Consider the following 17,911-nt stretch of genomic DNA (forward strand, 5'->3'; position numbering starts at 1 on the left):
AGGGTAGCCGGGGCCTCGAGCAGGGTGCCATTGGCTGGAAGTCGCCATTGGGGTGGCGAATCGCGCCGTTCATTCGGGAAGAACTGGCCGGAGCCCCAGGTTGAGGCTAGGGTAAGCCGTCAACAAGGGGAAGGGTATGTCCGTCTCACACCCAAGCGATGCCGGCAGCGGAGGCGCAGTGCACCGTCGCCGGCAGCGCCAGAGGGGCTTCACACTGATCGAGCTGATGGTGACCATCGCGGTGATCGCGATCCTTTCGGCCATCGCCGCACCGTCGATGGTCTCGCTGATGAACTCCAACCGCCTTTCCAGCACGGCCGGCGAACTGACCGCTGCCGCACAATTGGCGCGTGTGGAGGCCATCCGGCGCAATTCGCCGGTGCGTCTGTGTCGGAGCACCGATGGCACGACGTGCTCGAACGGGGCCGACTGGGGGGGCTGGGCCATCGTGGGAAACAACAACCTCGACGATAGCGAGGAAGTTGTGCGGGGTGGCCTGTTCCCGGGCAACGTGCAACTCGCAGGGCCCGCGGGCGGCATCACATTCAATTCGGCGGGGCTGATTCCTTCGGCGCAAGTGCTCACCGTCTGTATCCCGACGACTCGTCCCGTTGAGAACCAGCGGGTGATAACCATAAGCGTGGCAGGACATATCACGACCGAAAGGGCAGATGGAGGAGGTGCTTGCTCATGAGTCATCGCATCCACAGTGTTGCGGCTTCTCGTCGCCGGCCATTGCCAAGCGCGCGGTCTTTGCGCGGTATCAGCCTGATCGAAGTGCTGGTGGCCGTGGTGGTGTTGAGCATCGGCCTGCTCGGGGTGGCCGCCATGCAATCCGTCGCCCTGCGCGGCGGCCAGAGTTCGCTCGAAACCAGCCAGGCGGTCATGCAGACCAACGCCATCCTCGATGCCATGCGCGCCAACCGTGCTGCCGCGGAGGACTACAACACCGACGGCATGATGTGTGCCGCGGAGGCCGGCAGCAGTGTGGCCGAGAGCGACCTGCAGACCTGGATCACCGATCTTAAGAACAACATCGCCAATACCGACGACGATGACACGACATGCGGCCAGATCACTGGCTGCCCGGAGGCTTGCGTCATTACCATTCAGTGGGATGACTCGCGTGCCGGCGGTGGCAACGAGCGGCGAGTGGTCACGAGGACGACCATATGACATCGCGCCGTCTTGCCGCTGGCTTCAGCCTGATCGAACTGATGGTGGCCTTGGTGCTGGGCTTGCTGGTCACCGGCGCTGCCTTCGCGATCCTGCAGTCCAATCAGGCCACCTATCGCTCGAACGAAGGCTTGAACCGCATCCAGGAAAATGCCCGTATCGCGTTCGAGTTGATGTCTCGCGACATCCGCGCCGCCGGTGGCAGTGCCTGTTCACGGTATTCGGAAATCATGGGTGCCAACGCGGAAGCTGCTCAGTTCAGCGGTTCGCCCATCCAGGGGGATGCCACCTCGCTGCGCGTGTTCTCCGGCGACGATACCGCCTACCGTGTGGAGAGTACGACGTCCAGTTCCGTCACGCTGGATGACGAGGAACTCGATACTGCCTCCGACGCGTTTTCCGTCGGAAACCTCATCATGCTGTGCAACAGCAGCCGTACTCACGTCGTCGCAGCCACTGGCGTGACCGGGATGACCGTCAGTTTCGATGGTCTGCCGGACTACCCGGTGACCGATGCTGCTCTGCTGCCGTCAGTCGTCTTGGCTCGTTTTCGCGACGTGCAATGGTTCGTGCAGGAAAATGGTCGCGGAGGCAGTTCCCTCTACATGTCGCGTTTCGGCGGGGCGGCCGAGGAAGTGATCGACGGCGTGCAGGACATCGATTTCGGTTATCGCCAGCGTGGCCAAGCCAACTACGCCGATACGCCGGGTGACGATGTGGTGGCCGTACGGATCAACATGACCTTGCAGGGCGCGGACGTCGATGGCCGCGACCTGACGCGGCAGGTATCCAACATCGTCAGCTTGCGGGGGCGCACGCTATGAAATCCGATCGTTCCCGTTCCGTCGGCATGAGCCGCGATCAGCAGGGTATCGCCTTGATCGTGGTGCTGGTCCTGCTGGTGGTGACGGCTATCCTCGGCCTGGCGATCATGCGCAGTTCCGCCATGCAGGAGCGCATGGCCGCTAACCTGCGTGACCGTAGCATTGCTTTCCAGGCGGCCGAAGGTGCGCTTCGATTCGCGCAGGATCAGGTGCTTGGTGCAGGGGACTGGGATCGCCGCATTCCCACGGCGGCGGACTGCACGTCTGACAGCATCTGCCCCAGCGGCTCCGTGCCCGCATGGCGTCAGGTACCCGACGATAGCTACGACAACCAGATGGTCGCGGAGAATCCCGAATACTGGATCGAGTACATCGGCACCGGCCCCGGCCAACCCGGTGGTTGCGATACCACTTCAGGCTCCACGCTCAATTGCGCCAATCCCTTGTACCGCGTGACCGCACGCAGCCGTGCCGCAGGCCGCGCCGACGTGCTTGTGCAAGCCACCGTCATCAGTCGCATCCCGGATGAGCCATGAACACTTTTTCTTCTTCTTCTCTGTGCTCGCCTCGTCAGAATACCAGCCACCGTCCGTGGTGGAGCACACCTGTGGCTTTCCTGGCGACACTACTGGCTCTCCCAGTCAATGCCGGCGTCGCGATTCCGGACGAGCCGATGACCACCGGTACACGAATACCGCCGAACATTCTGCTGGTGCTCGATAATTCTGGCTCGATGTCCAATGATTACATGCCGGACAGTGTGCCAAGAATTGCCGGCACTGCCGATAACAGCAACGGCGACACGATGGCGTTGCAAGCCTACACCCGCAACACCATCTACTACGACCCGCGCAAGACGTACTTGCCCTGGGTGAACCCCGATGGTTCCGAAATGACGGGTGGCAAGAGTTATGCCGCCGCCTACAGCGACGCCAACAGGGTTTGGCCATTCGCTACCGCGACCATCAACCTGTCAAATCAGATCAGGACGTTCTACTACCCCAGAAATCCGAATGATCCGACGACGTTCGGCAACGTTTCCGGCTACTACCGTTACCAGATCCTTACCAACGGCGTCGTTGAACGTTCGGAGTGGGGTGGCGTTGCCAGTTTCACCGTCGCGCCTGACTATCCCGTCGCGAACGTTTCGGGGGCAAATGGGAGCTTCAGGACGGATTTTCCAGTCTTCACGGTTCCAGCCAACGCGAACCGTGTAACCATCACGGCCACTACAGCGGGCAATGTCGACCTGTTCATGAGGGTCAATGCCACCCCGACAGCCGCGAACTCCACGAGTAACGTGGCCAACGGTAATGCCACCAAGACCATCGTCCGCAACAATCCGGCGACCGGCGAACAGATCAACGTGGGACTTCGGGGCAGAAACAACTACAGCGGCGTGACGCTGACCATTACATATCAGCTCGATAGATGTAGTGGATATGGTTGGGTGAATTGCACCACGGCGACTCCGACCGGACGTAGCGCTGCAGCGGAATTGGAGAATTTCGCTACCTGGTATTCCTACCACCGCACTCGTTATAAGGTCGCGAAATCAGGCGCCGGGCGCGCATTCGCCCAGATCGGCACCAATTATCGCGTCGGCTATCGCAATATCTGGAACGACATGCCGACGACCACCGCTGTCATTCCCGGCGGGGGCGTATGGCCGGCAGGGGGCCGGTGGAGAGATCATCCGATGTCACCTGCGAAACCCATTCCGGTGACGCGCAACCAAGGCTTGTTCGATGATCCGAATGGCACCAACGGTGCAGACAACAACCGAACTGCCTGGTTCCAGCGCTTGTATTCCGAAAATGGCGGCGGCGCCACACCGTTGCGCTCCGCAATATGGAATGCTGGCAATTACTTCGCCACGGACCATGCATCGGACGGCCCTTGGGGCCCTGGCGAGCCGGTGGAGCAATTCAGCTGCCGCCAGAGCTACATGATCCTGACCACCGATGGTTACCGTAACGACTCGGATGCCGCGACCTACGATTACACGAATGAAGGCCTGGACAAAAAAGTCGGCGAGCAGGATGGTTCTTTCCCTCGGCCATACAAGGGCGATAACCAGGCCGATACCTTGGCCGATATCGCCATGTATTACTGGAAGACCGACTTGCGCGAGGATCTGGCAAACAACGTGCCGGCGTCGATCGACGACCCGGCCAGCCACCAGCATATGGTGACGTTCTCGGTGTCGCTGGGCGCCGCGGGTAGCCTGGATCCGGAAACGGATTTGCCGGCTATCACGGATGGTACAAAGAGCTGGCCAATCTCTGTCAACAATAAAGCCAGCAGCATCGACGATCTGTGGCATGCGGCGGTGAACGGGCGTGGCAAGTACGTACTGGCCAACGATGCCGACAGGTTCACCAAGGCCTTGCTGGACGCATTGACTGAAATCGAGCGACGCAGCAGTTCCTACTCCAACGTCGCGTCCACGTCCGTATCGCCGGAGGCCAGCACGCTGGTGTTCAACGCCAGCTACGAGCAGGGCAGTTGGAAAGGTGGTCTGAGGGCCAGCAGGGCGTCGGACGGCGCTGAGATGTGGAATGCGAGTGTCGGCAGTTGGAATGCGCGTAATGTCCTGACTTCCGAAGACGGCACAGGACACACTTTCCCGACTGATAATCAGAGGACTGCTCTCGCCAGGACCGGTGGCACGTTCAACTATCCGGTAACTGGCGCGAAGAATGCCGACTACATCAAGGGCGATACGAGTCTGGAAGGCAACGAAGCGCCGCACCTGCGCAGGCGTACCAGCGTGTTGGGCGACATCGTCAATTCATCGCCCGCGTATGACGCGGAAACCAATACGCTCTATGTGGGCGCCAACGACGGCATGCTGCATGCCTTCGACGCGAGCAGCGGCGAGGAACTGTTCGCCTACATTCCCAGCATCATCAACTTGGGCCTGCTGTCCACCCTGAGCCGCGGCGACTACGCACACAGGTATTTCGTCGATGGTCCTATCGCAGTCAGTCGTCGCTCTCTGACGCCGGGCGGCGAGAACATCCTGGTCGGGAGCTTGGGGCGTGGCGGCAAGGGACTGTACGCGCTGGACGTCACCAATCCCGCATCGATGGCGGCCTCAAACTTCAAGTGGGAGCGTGCTGAAACCACAAGCAACAACATGGGCTTGGTGCTCAGCAAGCCGTTGCTGGCCAGCGTGAATGCCGGCACGCGCACGCCAGCCGTGGTCGTTGGCAATGGTCCCAACAGTACCAATGAGCGCGCCGTGCTGATCGTGCTGGACCTGGATACGGGCAGCGTCATTCGCGAAATCGATACTGGGGTTGGAAGTGCGCTTGCACCCAATGGCCTGTCCTCGGCGACGGGCGTCTATGGCGTAGATGGCAAGACGCTGGCCTATGTCTATGCCGGCGACATGCAAGGCAACGTCTGGAAGTTCGACATGACCTCCTCTACCCCGGCTGATTGGACCGCTACCCGCCTGTTCACGGCGCAGGACGAAGATGGAAATGCGCAGCCCATCAGTGGTGGTGTGGCGGTGGGTGTCCATCCGCTCACACGGAAGCGCTGGGTCTTCTTCGGCACCGGCCGCTACCTCACCGCTGAGGATGCCCAGCCAGGAAGCACTGACGTACAGAGCATGTACGGGTTCATCGATGAAAATACTACCCGCACACGTGATGAGCTGACCGAACGATCCATCCAGGTGACGGAGGGCAATGTGCGCGCATTTGAATCGCGCGCAGCGCTGCCGTCCAGCTCGAAGGGCTGGTATCTGGATCTTCCTGTCAGCGGTGAGCGGATCGTGCAGGACGCACAGTTGGCGGGCCGTTTCCTGGTTACTGCCAGCATCATCCCCTCGGGTGGTGCCTGCAGTTCCAGCGGTACCGGCTACATCAATGCGCTGGATGCCTTCACCGGCACCAGCGGCAGCCTCTCGTATTTCGACTTGAATGGCGATGGAGCTACGGAGGATACGGCGGTTACTGGCGGCTTGCCGGTGGGATCGGTGAACCTGGGTAACGGCATGCCTACCTTGCCGAATCTATTGCGCGGTTTGCTGGGGGTTGGTGGCAGCGGTGGCGCCGGATTGAATACGGTGCGTACGGCGGCGCCGCGCTGGGACCGCGCCTCATGGCGCGAGATCCGCAGGGACTGACACATGGAGAGCGAACATATGATGGTTTCCGTCAAGGCCGCGCCACGTGCGCTAGCTGGGTTCACCTTGATCGAACTGATGGTGGTGGTGGCCATCATCGGCATCCTGGCCTCGATCGCCTTGCCCAGCTACCTCGAACACGTGCGAAAGGGCCGGCGGGCTGCTGGCACTGCCTGCTTGTTGCAGGCAGCGCAGCAGATGGAGCGCTTCTACACCACGGCACTGGCGTACGACGCTGATGACAGTCCGACCGTCTTTACCTGTGATGCTGACGCGAGCAGGTTCTACACGGTCTCAGTGGATACCGACAGTTTGGCACCAAGGACTTACTTGCTGATTGCTACCCCGCAGGGAAGTCAGGCGAGTGATCGCTGTGGCAACCTCTCGATCGATCAGGCCGGCAATCGCTTGCCCACGACGCAAGGCTGTTGGTGAGAAAAGCCTAACGCTTTAGCATGTCGCGCACGCGATACGTCTGGGTCCGGTCATCGTCGGTGGCGAGACCTGTCATTTGAGGTCGCTGTATCGCCATCGCCGCTGGGGTGGAGAGGGCAACAAAAAAGCCGCATCTTTCGATGCGGCTTTTTCTTTTGATCTGGCGCCCGAAGTTGGACTCGAACCAACGACCCCCTGATTAACAGTCAAGTGCTCTAACCGGCTGAGCTATTCGGGCGGGGCGCGTATTGTAGCCAGCGATTCCCGTGGCGACAAGCCTCAGGGGCTGAGGGCATGCGGGATCTGGCGCCCATGGCGCTGGATCATCAGCACGGCGTCTTCAGGTTGCCTCGCACAGCGCGTGGGCGGCCTGTGTTGTTCAGGACAACGCTGCTTGCCACGCGGCCGTCGTAGCAGATCCGGATGGTCAGGTTGGTGCCGTAGCTCATCCCGGTCGGCTGATAGCGGACATGCCGGCGCCCTTGGCTGGATACCACCCGGATGCTCGGCGCGCTGGGCGCCGGCTCGTTCCGGTAGATGTCGTTGCTGTCGTCGGGCTCACGGTTCCCGTCCGGGTCGCGGAAGGACAGCCAATGGCCTCCCCAGTCGGTGCCGTTGCGGCAGTTGCCGGCGCCATCACTGGGGCAGACCACGACCGGCACGTTGTGGCTGATGGCGGTCATCCGGGCCGAGGCGAAGTGGGACATCAGCAGGTTCGTCATCGCGCTGGCCTGTTGGCGGGCCCGGAACTCCCGCAGCGACGGCAGGCCAATGGCGACCATGAGCGCCAAGACAGACAGAGTGACGGAGATTTCCACCAGCGTGAAGCCATGGGTGGATACGGGACGACGTACGTGACTCCCCTGATGGGGCGGCGAAGGCATCCGTGCCATCGACAACTCCTTGCGGATAGGACGGGATCAGGTTCGCGGCGCTGCCCCATCGCCCGCCATCAGGTCCGGGCCTGTCCGCATGTAGGGATTCGCCGCGGCGGCTGTCACACGCCCATCGCTATACTCGTCCGCTTGTCTCCGGGTTGTGCGCCATGACCGACCGTTTCCAGCTCGTTTCCCCCTATTCCCCGGCCGGCGACCAGCCGCAGGCGATCAAGAAACTCACCGAGAATTTCGAGGCGGGCCTGGCGAAGCAGACGCTGCTGGGCGTGACGGGCTCGGGCAAGACCTACACCATCGCCAACGTGGTGCAGCAGGTGCAGAAGCCGACCTTGATCATGGCGCCCAACAAGACGCTGGCGGCGCAGCTGTATGGCGAGTTCAAGGCGTTCTTCCCGCACAACGCGGTCGAGTACTTCGTCAGTTATTACGACTACTACCAGCCCGAGGCCTACGTGCCTTCGAGCGATACCTTCATCGAGAAGGACAGCTCGATCAACGAGCACATCGAACAGATGCGGCTGGCGGCGACCAAGACGCTGCTGTCGCGACCGGATGCGCTGGTGGTGGCCACCGTGTCCGCCATCTACGGCCTGGGCGCGCCGGAAGACTACCTGTCGCTGCGGCTGATCCTGTCGCTGGGCGAGCGGATCGACCAGCGCGAACTCATCCGCCACCTGACCCAGCTGCAGTACACCCGCAACGAGTACGAACTGCAGCGCGGTACGTTCCGCGTGCGCGGCGAGATCATCGACGTGCACCCGGCCGAAAGCGATGCAGAAGCCATCCGCATCGAACTGTTCGACGGCGAGGTCGAGGGGCTGAGCCTGTTCGATCCGCTCACCGGCGAATCGCTGCGCAAGCTGCAGCGCTACACCGTCTACCCCAAGACCCACTACGCCACGACCCGCGAGCGCGTGCTGGCGGCGATCGATACCATCAAGGTCGAACTGAAAGACCGCCTGGAGAACCTGTACGCGCAGAACAAGCTGGTGGAAGCGCAGCGGCTGGCGCAGCGCACCCAGTTCGACGTGGAGATGATGGCGGAGGTCGGCTTCTGTTCCGGCATCGAGAACTACTCGCGCCACCTGACCGGCAAGGCGCCGGGCGAGCCGCCGCCGACGCTGTTCGACTACCTGCCTGCCGATGCGCTGCTGGTCATCGACGAGTCGCACGTGACCATTCCGCAGATCGGCGCCATGTACAAGGGCGACCGCTCGCGCAAGGAGACGCTGGTGGAGTTCGGGTTCCGCCTGCCGTCGGCGCTGGACAACCGGCCGCTGCGCTTCGAGGAATGGGAGGCGCGCTCGCCACGCAGCATCTATGTCTCCGCCACACCCGGCCCTTACGAGCTGCGCGAGTCCGCCGGCGAGATCGTCGAGCTGGTGGTGCGCCCCACCGGCCTGATCGACCCGGAAGTGGAGATCCGCCCCGTCGGCACGCAGGTGGACGACCTGTTGTCGCAGATCAACGAGCGCGTGTCGTGGGGCGACCGCGTGCTGGTCACCACGCTGACCAAGCGCATGGCCGAGAACCTGACCGAATACCTCGGCGAACACGGCATCAAGGTGCGCTACCTGCACTCTGACGTCGATACGGTCGAACGCGTGGAGATCATCCGCGACCTGCGGCTGGGCAAGTTCGACGTGCTGGTGGGCATCAACCTGCTGCGCGAAGGCCTGGACATGCCGGAGGTATCGCTGGTGGCGATTCTCGACGCCGACAAGGAGGGCTTCCTGCGCTCGACCGGCTCGCTGATCCAGACGATCGGCCGCGCCGCGCGCAACCTGCGCGGCAAGGCCATCCTGTATGCCGACAAGATCACCCGGTCCATGCAGGCGGCGATGGACGAAACGGCCCGCCGTCGCGAGAAGCAGGTGGAGTACAACCTGGAGCACGGCATCACGCCGAAGTCCGTGGCCCGTCCCATCGTGGATATCCTGGAGGGCGCCCGCAGCGAAGCGACCAGCGAGGGCAAGTCCGGGCGGGGCAAGTCGCGTCGGGTGGCCGAGGAGCCGGCCGAGTACGGTGTGATGGATCCCGCCCAGGCGGTGGCCCGCATCAAGGCGCTGGAGCAGCAGATGTACCAGCACGCGCGCGACCTGGAATTCGAGGACGCCGCGCGCCTGCGCGACCAGATCCAGCGGCTGAAGGAAGCCAGCCTGGGCGGCTGATACGCCGGATTGCATGCCCCGGTTGTCGGCGACCCTCCTTCCGGGCTAGAATTCGCGCCCCTGCAAAGGGCAGACCGGGCGGTTAGCTCAGCGGTAGAGCACTACCTTGACATGGTAGGGGTCACAGGTTCGAACCCTGTACCGCCCACCACGCTTCCACAGCGTGGATTCCGGACTTCTGGGGCCAGCCCGATGCGCCATCTTCCTCACGAGGTGGTCCGCGGCAACGCCGGCCGAGCGTGCGACATGAGCACTACCACCGCCTGAATCTGGTACTGCCCGAGGCACTGCATCCCGTAGGCGCCCTCGTGGCGCTTTTTTGTTGGCCGCAGGACGGCGAGGGAATCGGGAATGGGGAGTAGGGAATCGTCGCAACCACCGCGCTGGGTCCCGATGCTCCCCTTGAATCCCGCCCGCTTTTGCCGCCGCCGATTCCCCACTCCCGATTCTCCATTCCCGGCCCTTACATGATCACCATCACGCTCCCCGACGGCAGCCGCCGCGAGTTCGACAATCCTGTCTCCGTCATGGAGGTCGCGCAGTCCATCGGCGCCGGCCTGGCCAAGGCCACCGTGGCCGGCGCGGTCGACGGCGTGCTGGTCGACGCCAGCGACGTCATCGACCACGACGCGTCGCTGCGCATCATCACGCCGAAGGACGAGGAGGGCGTTGAGATCATCCGCCACTCCTGCGCCCACCTGGTCGGCCATGCGGTGAAGCAGCTGTACCCGGACGTGAAGATGGTCATCGGCCCGGTCATCGCCGAAGGCTTCTATTACGACATCTACAGCGAACGCCCGTTCACGCCCGAGGACCTGGCGGCGATCGAACAGCGCATGCAGGAACTGATCTCGCAGGACTACGACGTCATCAAGAAGATGACGCCGCGCGCCGAGGTCGTGGACGTGTTCAAGGCCCGCGGCGAGGACTACAAGCTGCGCCTGATCGACGACATGGGTCCCGAAGTTACCGCGATGGGCCTGTACTACCACCAGGAATACGTGGATATGTGCCGCGGCCCGCACGTGCCGAACACGCGTTTCCTGAAGGCGTTCAAGCTGACGCGCATCTCCGGCGCCTACTGGCGCGGCGACGCCAAGAATGAGCAGCTGCAGCGCATCTACGGCACCGCCTGGGCCGACAAGAAGCAGCTTGAGGCCTACATCCAGCGCATCGAGGAAGCCGAGAAGCGCGACCACCGCAAGATCGGCAAGCAGCAGGAGCTGTTCCACCTGCAGGAAGAGGCGCCGGGCCTGGTGTTCTGGCACCCGAAGGGCTGGGCCATCTGGCAAGTGGTCGAGCAGTACATGCGCAAGGTCTACCGCGACAGCGGCTACCAGGAGGTGCGCTGCCCGCAGATTCTCGACGTCGCCCTGTGGAAGAAGTCCGGCCACTGGGACAACTACAAGGAAAACATGTTCTTCAGCGAGTCGGAGAACCGCACCTACGCGGTCAAGCCGATGAACTGCCCGGGCCACGTGCAGGTGTTCAACCAGGGCCTGCACAGCTACCGCGACCTGCCGATCCGCTACGGCGAATTCGGCGCCTGCCACCGCAACGAGCCGTCGGGTGCGCTGCACGGCATCCTGCGCGTGCGCGGCTTCACCCAGGACGACGGCCACATCTTCTGCACGGAAGACCAGATCGAGGCCGAGGTCACCGCGTTCCACCAGCAGGCGCTGAAGGTCTATTCGGACTTCGGCTTCGAGGACATCCAGATCAAGATCGCCCTGCGCCCGGAATCGCGCCTGGGCGACGACGCCACCTGGGACAAGGCCGAGGCCGCCCTGCGCGCCGCGCTGCGCAGCTGCGGGGTGGAGTGGCAGGAACTGCCGGGCGAGGGCGCCTTCTATGGTCCCAAGATCGAGTACCACCTGAAGGACGCCATCGGCCGGACCTGGCAGCTGGGCACCATGCAGGTCGATTTCATGATGCCGGGCCGCCTGGGCGCCGAGTACGTGGACGAGAACAGCCAGCGCCAGCACCCGGTCATGCTGCACCGGGCCATCGTGGGCTCGATGGAGCGGTTCATCGGCATCCTGATCGAGCACCACGCTGGTGCATTCCCGTCCTGGCTGGCCCCCCAGCAGGCGGTGGTGATGAATATCACCGACGCCCAGGCCGATTATGTGGCCGAGGTCCGGAAAACCCTTGCAAATCAAGGCTTCCGGGTGGCGGCGGATTTGCGGAACGAGAAGATCGGCTATAAGATTCGCGAGCACACGCTGCAGCGGGTGCCTTACCTGCTGGTGGTCGGCGACCGCGAGAAGGACAATGGCGCCATCGCCGTGCGTACGCGTTCAGGGGAAGATCTTGGCAGCATGTCCGTTGCCGCCTTTGCCGAACGTTTGCGGAACGAGCACGCTGCACACTAAGTTCCGGCCCCTGGTCGACCGGTACAACCCTCCCTGGAGACTGCAACATCAGCACCCCTGACAACAAGCAAAACCGCAAGAACCACGAAATCCGCGTGCCGCGGGTGCGCGTGATCGGTTCCGATGGCGAGATGATCGGCGTGCTTTCGCGCGACGAAGCCCTGGCCAAGGCGGAGGACGAAGGTCTGGATCTCGTCGAGATCCAGCCCAACGCCGAGCCGCCCGTCTGCAAGATCATGGACTTCGGCAAGTTCAAGTTCGAAATGCAGAAGAAGGCCAACGAGGCCAAGAAGAAGCAGAAGCAGGTCGAGATCAAGGAACTCAAGTTTCGCCCGGTCACCGACGAGGGCGACTACCAGATCAAGATGCGCAACATCCGCCGCTTCCTGGAAGAGGGCGACAAGGTCAAGGTCAACATCCGCTTCCGTGGCCGCGAGATGAGCCATCAGGAGCTGGGTCGCGAGATGGCCGCGCGCATCGAGGCCGAGCTGGGCGACGAGATCGTCATCGAGTCCCGTCCGCGCCTGGAAGGCCGCCAGATGGTCATGATGATCGCCCCCAAAAAGAAGTGATGTCGGCGGCGGAGCCGCCGACATCACCCGTTCCCCTCGCCCCGCATGCGGGGAGAGGGCAAAGGGTGAGGGGAAGGCGCCGCAAGGCGCCTTTCGCTTTTGGCGCCCTCCGGTTCCCTCGCTAAGTAGCCGGATTTGCAAGAGAAAACGCCAGCGGGCATAATACGCGGCCCGGTACGCCGGGAGGCTGCTCGCAGCCGATGGACCCGTCGCAGGTTCCGTTCTGGAATCAACGACTTACAAGCCGATATGGGCATGGATGGAAAGAGTGGCCTTTCAATCTTCGCGGCGAAGCCGCAAAGCATTGAAAGGGCGCCGCCCGGATCAGTGACATAAACCCGTCAAGGACATAGCAATGCCCAAGATCAAGACCCACCGGGCGGCGGCGAAGCGTTTCCGCAAGACCGCCTCCGGCAAGTTCAAGGCTGGCCACGCCAACCGTAGCCACATCCTCACCAAGAAAGCGACCAAGCGTAAGCGCGGCCTTCGTGCGACGAACATCATTCGCGCCGAAGACAGCGGCCGTCTGAACCGCATGCTTCCCTACCTCTGAGGACTGAGACATGGCACGAGTTAAGCGTGGCGTGATGGCGCGTCGCCGTCACAAGAAGATCCTCACCCTGGCCAAGGGTTACTACAACGCGCGCCGCAAGGTGTTCCGCGTCGCCAAGCAGGCGGTCATCAAGGCGCAGCAGTACGCCTACATCGGCCGCAAGCAGAAGAAGCGCAACTTCCGTTCGCTGTGGATCACGCGTATCAACGCGGCGGCGCGCATCAACGGCCTGAGCTACAGCCGTTTCATGAACGGTCTGCTGAAGGCTGGCATCACCCTGGACCGCAAGGTGCTGGCGGACATCGCCGTGCACGATGCGGCCGGTTTTGCGGCCCTGGCTGAAAAGGCGAAGGGCGCACTCGCGGCGTAAGCCGCGTCTCCACCGTACAGCACTCCGGCAGTCCATCGCCGGGAACACGTGGGGAAGGGCGCGAGTCCTTCCCCATTGTTTTTTGTGGGTTGCCGTCATTTCGGCGAAAGCCGGAATCCATCTTGATCTTCGCGCGCAAGGCCGCCAGACGCGAAGCGGATGCAACGGCAGAATGGATCCCGGCTTTCGCCGGGATGACGACACGAGGCCCGATCAAGAAATGAGCGAAATCGAATCCCTGTCCACCCAGGCACTGGCCGACATCGCCGCCGCGCAGTCGCCCGAGGTGGTGGAACAACTGCGCGTCGCCCTGCTCGGCAAGAGCGGCAGCATCACCACGCAGCTGAAGCAATTGGGTGCATTGCCTGCCGACCAGCGCAAGGCGGCCGGCGAAGCCATCAACCGCGCGCGCGATGCGATCGGTGAGGCCTTGTCGATGCGCAAGTCCGTGCTGGAGGACGCCGCGCTCGACGCGCGCCTGGCCGGCGAGACCATCGACGTGACGCTGCCCGGCCGATATGGCGCGCGCGGCGGCCTGCATCCGATCAGCCGCACGCTCGAACGTATCGCCGACATCTTCGGTCGCCTGGGCTACGAACTGGCCGACGGTCCGGAAATCGAGGACGACCAGCACAATTTCGAGGCGCTGAACTTCCCGCCGCACCATCCGGCGCGCGCCATGCACGACACGTTCTACTTCGGCGACGGCCGGCTGCTGCGCACGCACACCTCGGGTGTGCAGGTGCGCTACATGGACACGCACCAGCCGCCGCTGCGCATGATCGCCGCCGGCAAGGTCTACCGCAGCGACAGCGATCAGACGCATTCGCCGATGTTCCACCAGGTGGAAGGCCTGCTGGTGGACGAGCACTCGACCTTCGCCGATCTCAAGGGCACGCTGGCCGAATTCGTTCGTGCGTTCTTCGAGCGCGACTTCGAGATGCGTTTCCGTCCCAGCTACTTCCCGTTCGTCGAGCCCGGCGCCGAAGTCGACATCGCCTGGCAGCAACCCGATGGCAGCACGCGCTGGCTGGAAGTGCTGGGCTGCGGCATGGTGCACCCGAACGTGCTGCGCAACTGCGGCATCGATCCGGAGCGCTATACCGGCTTCGCTTTCGGCCTCGGCGTGGAGCGCTTCGCGATGCTGCGCTACGGCGTCAACGACCTGCGCGCGTTCTTCGAGAACGACGTGCGGTTCCTGAAGCAGTTCGCGTAAGCGACCTTCGACGCGGCGCCTTTCCGGCATCACGACATCCGACACATGGCAATGGCGGGCCGGGCCCGCCCTACGGTAACGAGACGATGAAATTCTCCGAAAACTGGCTGCGCAGCCACGTCCCCACCCAGGCTTCCCGCGATGAGTTGTCCGCGACGTTGACCGCCATCGGCCTGGAGGTCGAAGACGTCACGGCGCTGGGCGATGGCCTGGCGAACGTGGTGGTGGCGCGTATCGTCGAGTGCGCCAAGCATCCCGAGGCCGATCGCCTGCAGGTCTGTCAGGTGGATGCCGGACAGGGCACCCTGCTGCAGATCGTCTGCGGCGCGCCGAACGCGCGTCCGGGCCTGCTGGCGCCGCTGGCGATGGTCGGCGCGAACGTCGGGGGCATCGCCATCAAGGCGGCGAAGCTGCGCGGCGTGGAATCCAACGGCATGCTGTGCTCGGCCAAGGAGCTCGGCATCGATGCCGATGCCTCCGGGCTGCTGGAACTGCCGGCGAATGCGCCGGTCGGTACGGCGATCGGCGACTATCTGGGTCTGCCGGACGCCAGCATCGAGATCAAGCTGACGCCGAACCGCGCCGACTGCTTCAGCGTGCGCGGCATCGCCTACGACGTCGCCGCCTCGCTGGGCAGCGAAGTCAAGCCTTTCGACACCACGCCCGTGCCGGCGCAGAGCCCGTCCGTACTGAGCATCGAGCTGGAGGCGGGCGAGCGCGTACCCCGCTTCGCCGGTCGCGTGATCGAAGGCGTCGACGCCACTGCGCCGTCACCGGTATGGATGACCGAGCGCCTGCGCCGCAGTGGCGTGCGTCCGATCAGCTTCCTGGTCGACGTCACCCAGTACGTGATGCTGGAGCTGGGGCAGCCCATGCATGCCTTCGACAAGGACACGCTGGAGGGCGGCATTGTCGTGCGCCCCGCGCGCAAGGACGAGACGGTGGCGTTGCTGGATGGCCGCACCGTGACGCTCGATGACGAGTTCCTGGTGGTCACCGATGGTTGCGGCGGCCGCGCTGCGCGTGCCGTTGCGCTGGGCGGGATCATGGGGGGGCTCGACACCAAGGTTACCGACACGACCCGCAACGTGTTCCTGGAAGCCGCGCACTGGATTCCGTCGGCCATCATCGGTCGCAGCCGCAAGCTCGGCCTGCATACGGACGCTGGCCATCGCTTCGAGCGTGGCGTCGATCCGGAACTGCCGCGCATCGCGGTGGAATACGCCACCCGCCTGATCCTCGAGATCGCGGGAGGCACGCCCGGCCCGACGACGGTGGTCGAGCATGCGGAGCATCTGCCCAAGCCGAGCGCCATCCTGCTGCGGCGCGCGCGCATCGCCCGCGTGCTGGGCGTCGATATCCCGGATGCGGAAGTCGAACGCATCCTGCGCGCGCTCGGCCTGCAGGCGGCCGCGGTTGCCGAGGGCTGGAGCGTGGTCGCGCCGAGCCGGCGCTTCGACATCGCCATCGAGGAAGACCTGATCGAGGAACTTGCGCGCATCCACGGCTACGACCGCGTGCAGACCACGCTGCCGGGTGGAGCCACCCGTGTCGCGGCACCGAGCGAAACGCGGGTCGAGGACGGCGTGGTGCGCCGGCAACTGGCGGCACGCGATTACTTCGAGACGGTGAACTTCGCCTTCGTCGACGCGCACTGGCTGGCGCAGTGGGGGGCTGACGAAGGGGCCGTACCGCTGGCGAATCCGCTCAGCGCCGAACTGGCGATCATGCGCACCCGCCTGCTGCCCGGCGTGGTGGCGGCGTTGCAGCGCAATGCGGCGCGCCAGGCCGGGCGCGTGCGCCTGTTCGAGATCGGCAACGTGTTCCAGGCACCGGCGCAGCCTGGCGATGCGCCGGTCGAATCGCTGCGCATCGCCGCCGCGATCACTGGCGATGCCGCGGCCGAGCAATGGGGTGTGCCCGCGCGCAAGGCCGACTTCCACGACCTCAAGGGCGACCTGGAGAGTGTGGCTGCCCTGGCGGGTGCGACGCTCGAGTTCCGTCCTTCGCAGGCGGCGCACGGCCATCCGGGCCGTTCCGCTGATATCTACCGTGACGGCGCCCGCATCGGCTGGATCGGCCAGCTGCATCCTCGCCTGCAGCGCCAGCTGGACCTGGACGCCGACGTGGTCGCGTTCGAACTGGACCTGGCGCCGCTGACCGTCCGCGCGCTGCCGCGTGCGGCGGAGCTGTCGCGGTATCCGTCCGTCCGTCGGGACCTCGCGTTCGTCGTGGCCGAGGACGTGTCGTGGGCCCAGCTCGCGGCGACGGTCAGGCGCGCCGCCGGCCCGCTGCTGCGCGACGTCCAGCTCTTCGACCGCTACGTCGGGCAGGGGGTCGAATCGGGTCAAAAGAGTCTCGCTATGGGCTTGATTTTGCAGGACAACTCACGCACTCTCACCGAAGGCGACGTGGCGCAGGTAGTGGCGACTGTCGTGGCCGCGATCGACGAAGCGCACGGCGCGAAGATCCGCGGATGAATGATATGAAGGCAGTGGCGAGGCCGGCGACGGCCGCAATGGGGACGCAGTAATCCATGGCATTGACGAAGGCGGAGATGGCTGAGCGTCTGTTCGACGAGGTCGGCCTGAACAAGCGCGAGGCGAAGGAATTCGTCGATGCGTACTTCGACGTGCTGCGCGAGGCCCTGGAGCAGGGCCGGCAGGTGAAGCTGTCGGGGTTCGGCAACTTCGACCTGCGCCGCAAGAACCAGCGCCCGGGCCGCAATCCGAAGACCGGCGAGGAGATCCCGATCTCGGCACGGACGGTGGTGACCTTCAGGCCAGGCCAGAAACTCAAGGAGCGGGTGGAAACGTATGCTGGATCCGGGCAGTAACCGCGAGCTTCCGCCGATTCCGGCCAAGCGCTACTTCACCATCGGTGAGGTGAGCGAGCTGTGCGACGTCAAGCCGCACGTGCTGCGGTACTGGGAGACCGAGTTCCCCAGCCTGGAACCGGCCAAGCGTCGCGGCAACCGTCGCTACTACCAGCGCCACGACGTGCTGATGGTGCGCCAGATCCGCGGCCTGCTGTACGAACAGGGCTACACCATCGGCGGTGCGCGCCTGCGTCTGGAAGGCGAGGGCGCCAAGCAGGAGTCCGCCATGAGCGCGCAGATCGTGCGCCAGGTGCGGATGGAGCTGGAAGAAATCCTGCAGTTGCTCCGCCGGTGAGGCTCGACG

At 64.0% G+C, this 17,911-nt stretch carries 16 protein-coding genes and 2 tRNA genes; 16 read left to right on the forward strand and 2 right to left on the reverse strand.

The genetic code is table 11. The features are described 5' to 3' along the window. Positions 1 to 136 precede the first annotated feature (136 nt). From CSC78_RS17270 to CSC78_RS17295, 6 genes are read left to right on the forward strand one after another with little or no spacing between them, the layout of a single operon-like run. Complete coding sequence (locus CSC78_RS17270; RefSeq protein WP_238391327.1) at positions 137 to 694, forward strand: GspH/FimT family pseudopilin; 558 nt, start codon at positions 137 to 139, stop codon at positions 692 to 694. Beyond that, positions 691 to 1,176: a type IV pilus modification protein PilV gene (pilV, locus tag CSC78_RS17275; RefSeq protein ID WP_162339110.1), complete on the forward strand. Its 486-nt coding sequence runs from the start codon at positions 691 to 693 to the stop codon at positions 1,174 to 1,176. The genes CSC78_RS17270 and pilV overlap by 4 nt, the downstream gene beginning before the upstream one ends. Then, a complete protein-coding gene (locus CSC78_RS17280; protein WP_162339111.1) occupies positions 1,173 to 2,000 on the forward strand; it encodes a prepilin-type N-terminal cleavage/methylation domain-containing protein in 828 nt (275 codons plus the stop codon). The genes pilV and CSC78_RS17280 overlap by 4 nt, the downstream gene beginning before the upstream one ends. Continuing rightward, a complete protein-coding gene (locus CSC78_RS17285; RefSeq protein ID WP_162339112.1) occupies positions 1,997 to 2,536 on the forward strand; it encodes a pilus assembly PilX family protein in 540 nt (179 codons plus the stop codon). Before CSC78_RS17280 ends, CSC78_RS17285 begins: the two co-directional genes overlap by 4 nt. Continuing rightward, positions 2,533 to 6,141, forward strand: coding sequence for a pilus assembly protein (locus tag CSC78_RS17290; protein WP_238391328.1), 3,609 nt, complete (start codon positions 2,533 to 2,535; stop codon positions 6,139 to 6,141). Before CSC78_RS17285 ends, CSC78_RS17290 begins: the two co-directional genes overlap by 4 nt. A gap of 3 nt (positions 6,142 to 6,144) precedes the next feature. Further along, positions 6,145 to 6,576: a type IV pilin protein gene (locus CSC78_RS17295; RefSeq protein WP_274379371.1), complete on the forward strand. Its 432-nt coding sequence runs from the start codon at positions 6,145 to 6,147 to the stop codon at positions 6,574 to 6,576. Between the two features lie 161 nt (positions 6,577 to 6,737). Here CSC78_RS17295 and CSC78_RS17300 read toward each other — a convergent pair. Both CSC78_RS17300 and CSC78_RS17305 read right to left on the reverse strand, forming a co-directional pair. Continuing rightward, positions 6,738 to 6,814: transfer RNA gene (locus CSC78_RS17300), tRNA-Asn, on the reverse strand. 88 nt (positions 6,815 to 6,902) lie between these two features. Continuing rightward, the gene (locus CSC78_RS17305; RefSeq protein WP_162339113.1) at positions 6,903 to 7,469 is read right to left on the reverse strand and encodes a GspH/FimT family pseudopilin; all 567 of its coding nucleotides are present in this window, start codon (positions 7,467 to 7,469) and stop codon (positions 6,903 to 6,905) included. A gap of 152 nt (positions 7,470 to 7,621) precedes the next feature. Here CSC78_RS17305 and uvrB point away from each other — a divergent pair, with 152 nt between their 5' ends. From uvrB to CSC78_RS17355, 10 genes are all read left to right on the forward strand, one after another. Continuing rightward, entirely contained in the window at positions 7,622 to 9,643 is a 2,022-nt protein-coding gene (gene uvrB, locus CSC78_RS17310; protein WP_162339114.1) for an excinuclease ABC subunit UvrB, read from the forward strand. A 76-nt stretch (positions 9,644 to 9,719) separates the two neighbouring features. After that, positions 9,720 to 9,794 (forward strand) — tRNA-Val (locus tag CSC78_RS17315). Between the two features lie 316 nt (positions 9,795 to 10,110). Next, complete coding sequence (gene thrS, locus CSC78_RS17320) at positions 10,111 to 12,018, forward strand: threonine--tRNA ligase (RefSeq protein WP_162339115.1); 1,908 nt, start codon at positions 10,111 to 10,113, stop codon at positions 12,016 to 12,018. Positions 12,019 to 12,065: 47 nt separating this feature from the next. Continuing rightward, positions 12,066 to 12,590 carry a translation initiation factor IF-3 gene (gene infC / locus CSC78_RS17325; RefSeq protein WP_162339141.1) on the forward strand — a complete coding sequence of 175 codons (525 nt, stop codon included), beginning with the start codon at positions 12,066 to 12,068 and terminating at the stop codon, positions 12,588 to 12,590. 355 nt (positions 12,591 to 12,945) lie between these two features. Next, the gene (gene rpmI, locus CSC78_RS17330; protein ID WP_014160066.1) at positions 12,946 to 13,143 is read left to right on the forward strand and encodes a 50S ribosomal protein L35; all 198 of its coding nucleotides are present in this window, start codon (positions 12,946 to 12,948) and stop codon (positions 13,141 to 13,143) included. Between the two features lie 10 nt (positions 13,144 to 13,153). After that, the gene (gene rplT / locus CSC78_RS17335) at positions 13,154 to 13,513 is read left to right on the forward strand and encodes a 50S ribosomal protein L20 (protein ID WP_162339116.1); all 360 of its coding nucleotides are present in this window, start codon (positions 13,154 to 13,156) and stop codon (positions 13,511 to 13,513) included. Positions 13,514 to 13,733: 220 nt separating this feature from the next. Then, positions 13,734 to 14,729: a phenylalanine--tRNA ligase subunit alpha gene (gene pheS / locus CSC78_RS17340; RefSeq protein WP_162339117.1), complete on the forward strand. Its 996-nt coding sequence runs from the start codon at positions 13,734 to 13,736 to the stop codon at positions 14,727 to 14,729. Between the two features lie 86 nt (positions 14,730 to 14,815). Next, positions 14,816 to 17,209 (forward strand): phenylalanine--tRNA ligase subunit beta, encoded by a 2,394-nt coding sequence (pheT, locus tag CSC78_RS17345; RefSeq protein ID WP_162339118.1) that lies wholly within the window; start codon positions 14,816 to 14,818, stop codon positions 17,207 to 17,209. A gap of 56 nt (positions 17,210 to 17,265) precedes the next feature. Beyond that, positions 17,266 to 17,565, forward strand: a complete 300-nt coding sequence (locus CSC78_RS17350; RefSeq protein ID WP_055936063.1) for an integration host factor subunit alpha — start codon at positions 17,266 to 17,268, stop codon at positions 17,563 to 17,565. Then, a complete protein-coding gene (locus tag CSC78_RS17355; protein ID WP_055936060.1) occupies positions 17,546 to 17,902 on the forward strand; it encodes a MerR family transcriptional regulator in 357 nt (118 codons plus the stop codon). Before CSC78_RS17350 ends, CSC78_RS17355 begins: the two co-directional genes overlap by 20 nt. The last annotated feature ends 9 nt before the right edge of the window (positions 17,903 to 17,911 follow it).

The organism is Pseudoxanthomonas japonensis, from assembly GCF_010093445.1.
Classification (GTDB): Bacteria; Pseudomonadota; Gammaproteobacteria; order Xanthomonadales; family Xanthomonadaceae; genus Pseudoxanthomonas_A; species Pseudoxanthomonas_A japonensis.

Coding starts and splice junctions, on each gene's coding strand:
- rplT (WP_162339116.1), top strand. CDS start 13,154: ATGGCACGAGTTAAGCGTGGCGTGATGGCGCGTCGCCGTCACAAGAAG.
- CSC78_RS17280 (WP_162339111.1), top strand. CDS start 1,173: ATGACATCGCGCCGTCTTGCCGCTGGCTTCAGCCTGATCGAACTGATG.
- CSC78_RS17350 (WP_055936063.1), top strand. CDS start 17,266: ATGGCATTGACGAAGGCGGAGATGGCTGAGCGTCTGTTCGACGAGGTC.
- CSC78_RS17290 (WP_238391328.1), top strand. CDS start 2,533: ATGAACACTTTTTCTTCTTCTTCTCTGTGCTCGCCTCGTCAGAATACC.
- CSC78_RS17270 (WP_238391327.1), top strand. CDS start 137: ATGTCCGTCTCACACCCAAGCGATGCCGGCAGCGGAGGCGCAGTGCAC.
- CSC78_RS17285 (WP_162339112.1), top strand. CDS start 1,997: ATGAAATCCGATCGTTCCCGTTCCGTCGGCATGAGCCGCGATCAGCAG.
- pheS (WP_162339117.1), top strand. CDS start 13,734: ATGAGCGAAATCGAATCCCTGTCCACCCAGGCACTGGCCGACATCGCC.
- CSC78_RS17295 (WP_274379371.1), top strand. CDS start 6,145: ATGGAGAGCGAACATATGATGGTTTCCGTCAAGGCCGCGCCACGTGCG.
- pilV (WP_162339110.1), top strand. CDS start 691: ATGAGTCATCGCATCCACAGTGTTGCGGCTTCTCGTCGCCGGCCATTG.
- rpmI (WP_014160066.1), top strand. CDS start 12,946: ATGCCCAAGATCAAGACCCACCGGGCGGCGGCGAAGCGTTTCCGCAAG.
- thrS (WP_162339115.1), top strand. CDS start 10,111: ATGATCACCATCACGCTCCCCGACGGCAGCCGCCGCGAGTTCGACAAT.
- uvrB (WP_162339114.1), top strand. CDS start 7,622: ATGACCGACCGTTTCCAGCTCGTTTCCCCCTATTCCCCGGCCGGCGAC.
- CSC78_RS17355 (WP_055936060.1), top strand. CDS start 17,546: ATGCTGGATCCGGGCAGTAACCGCGAGCTTCCGCCGATTCCGGCCAAG.
- CSC78_RS17305 (WP_162339113.1), bottom strand. CDS start 7,469: ATGGCACGGATGCCTTCGCCGCCCCATCAGGGGAGTCACGTACGTCGT.
- pheT (WP_162339118.1), top strand. CDS start 14,816: ATGAAATTCTCCGAAAACTGGCTGCGCAGCCACGTCCCCACCCAGGCT.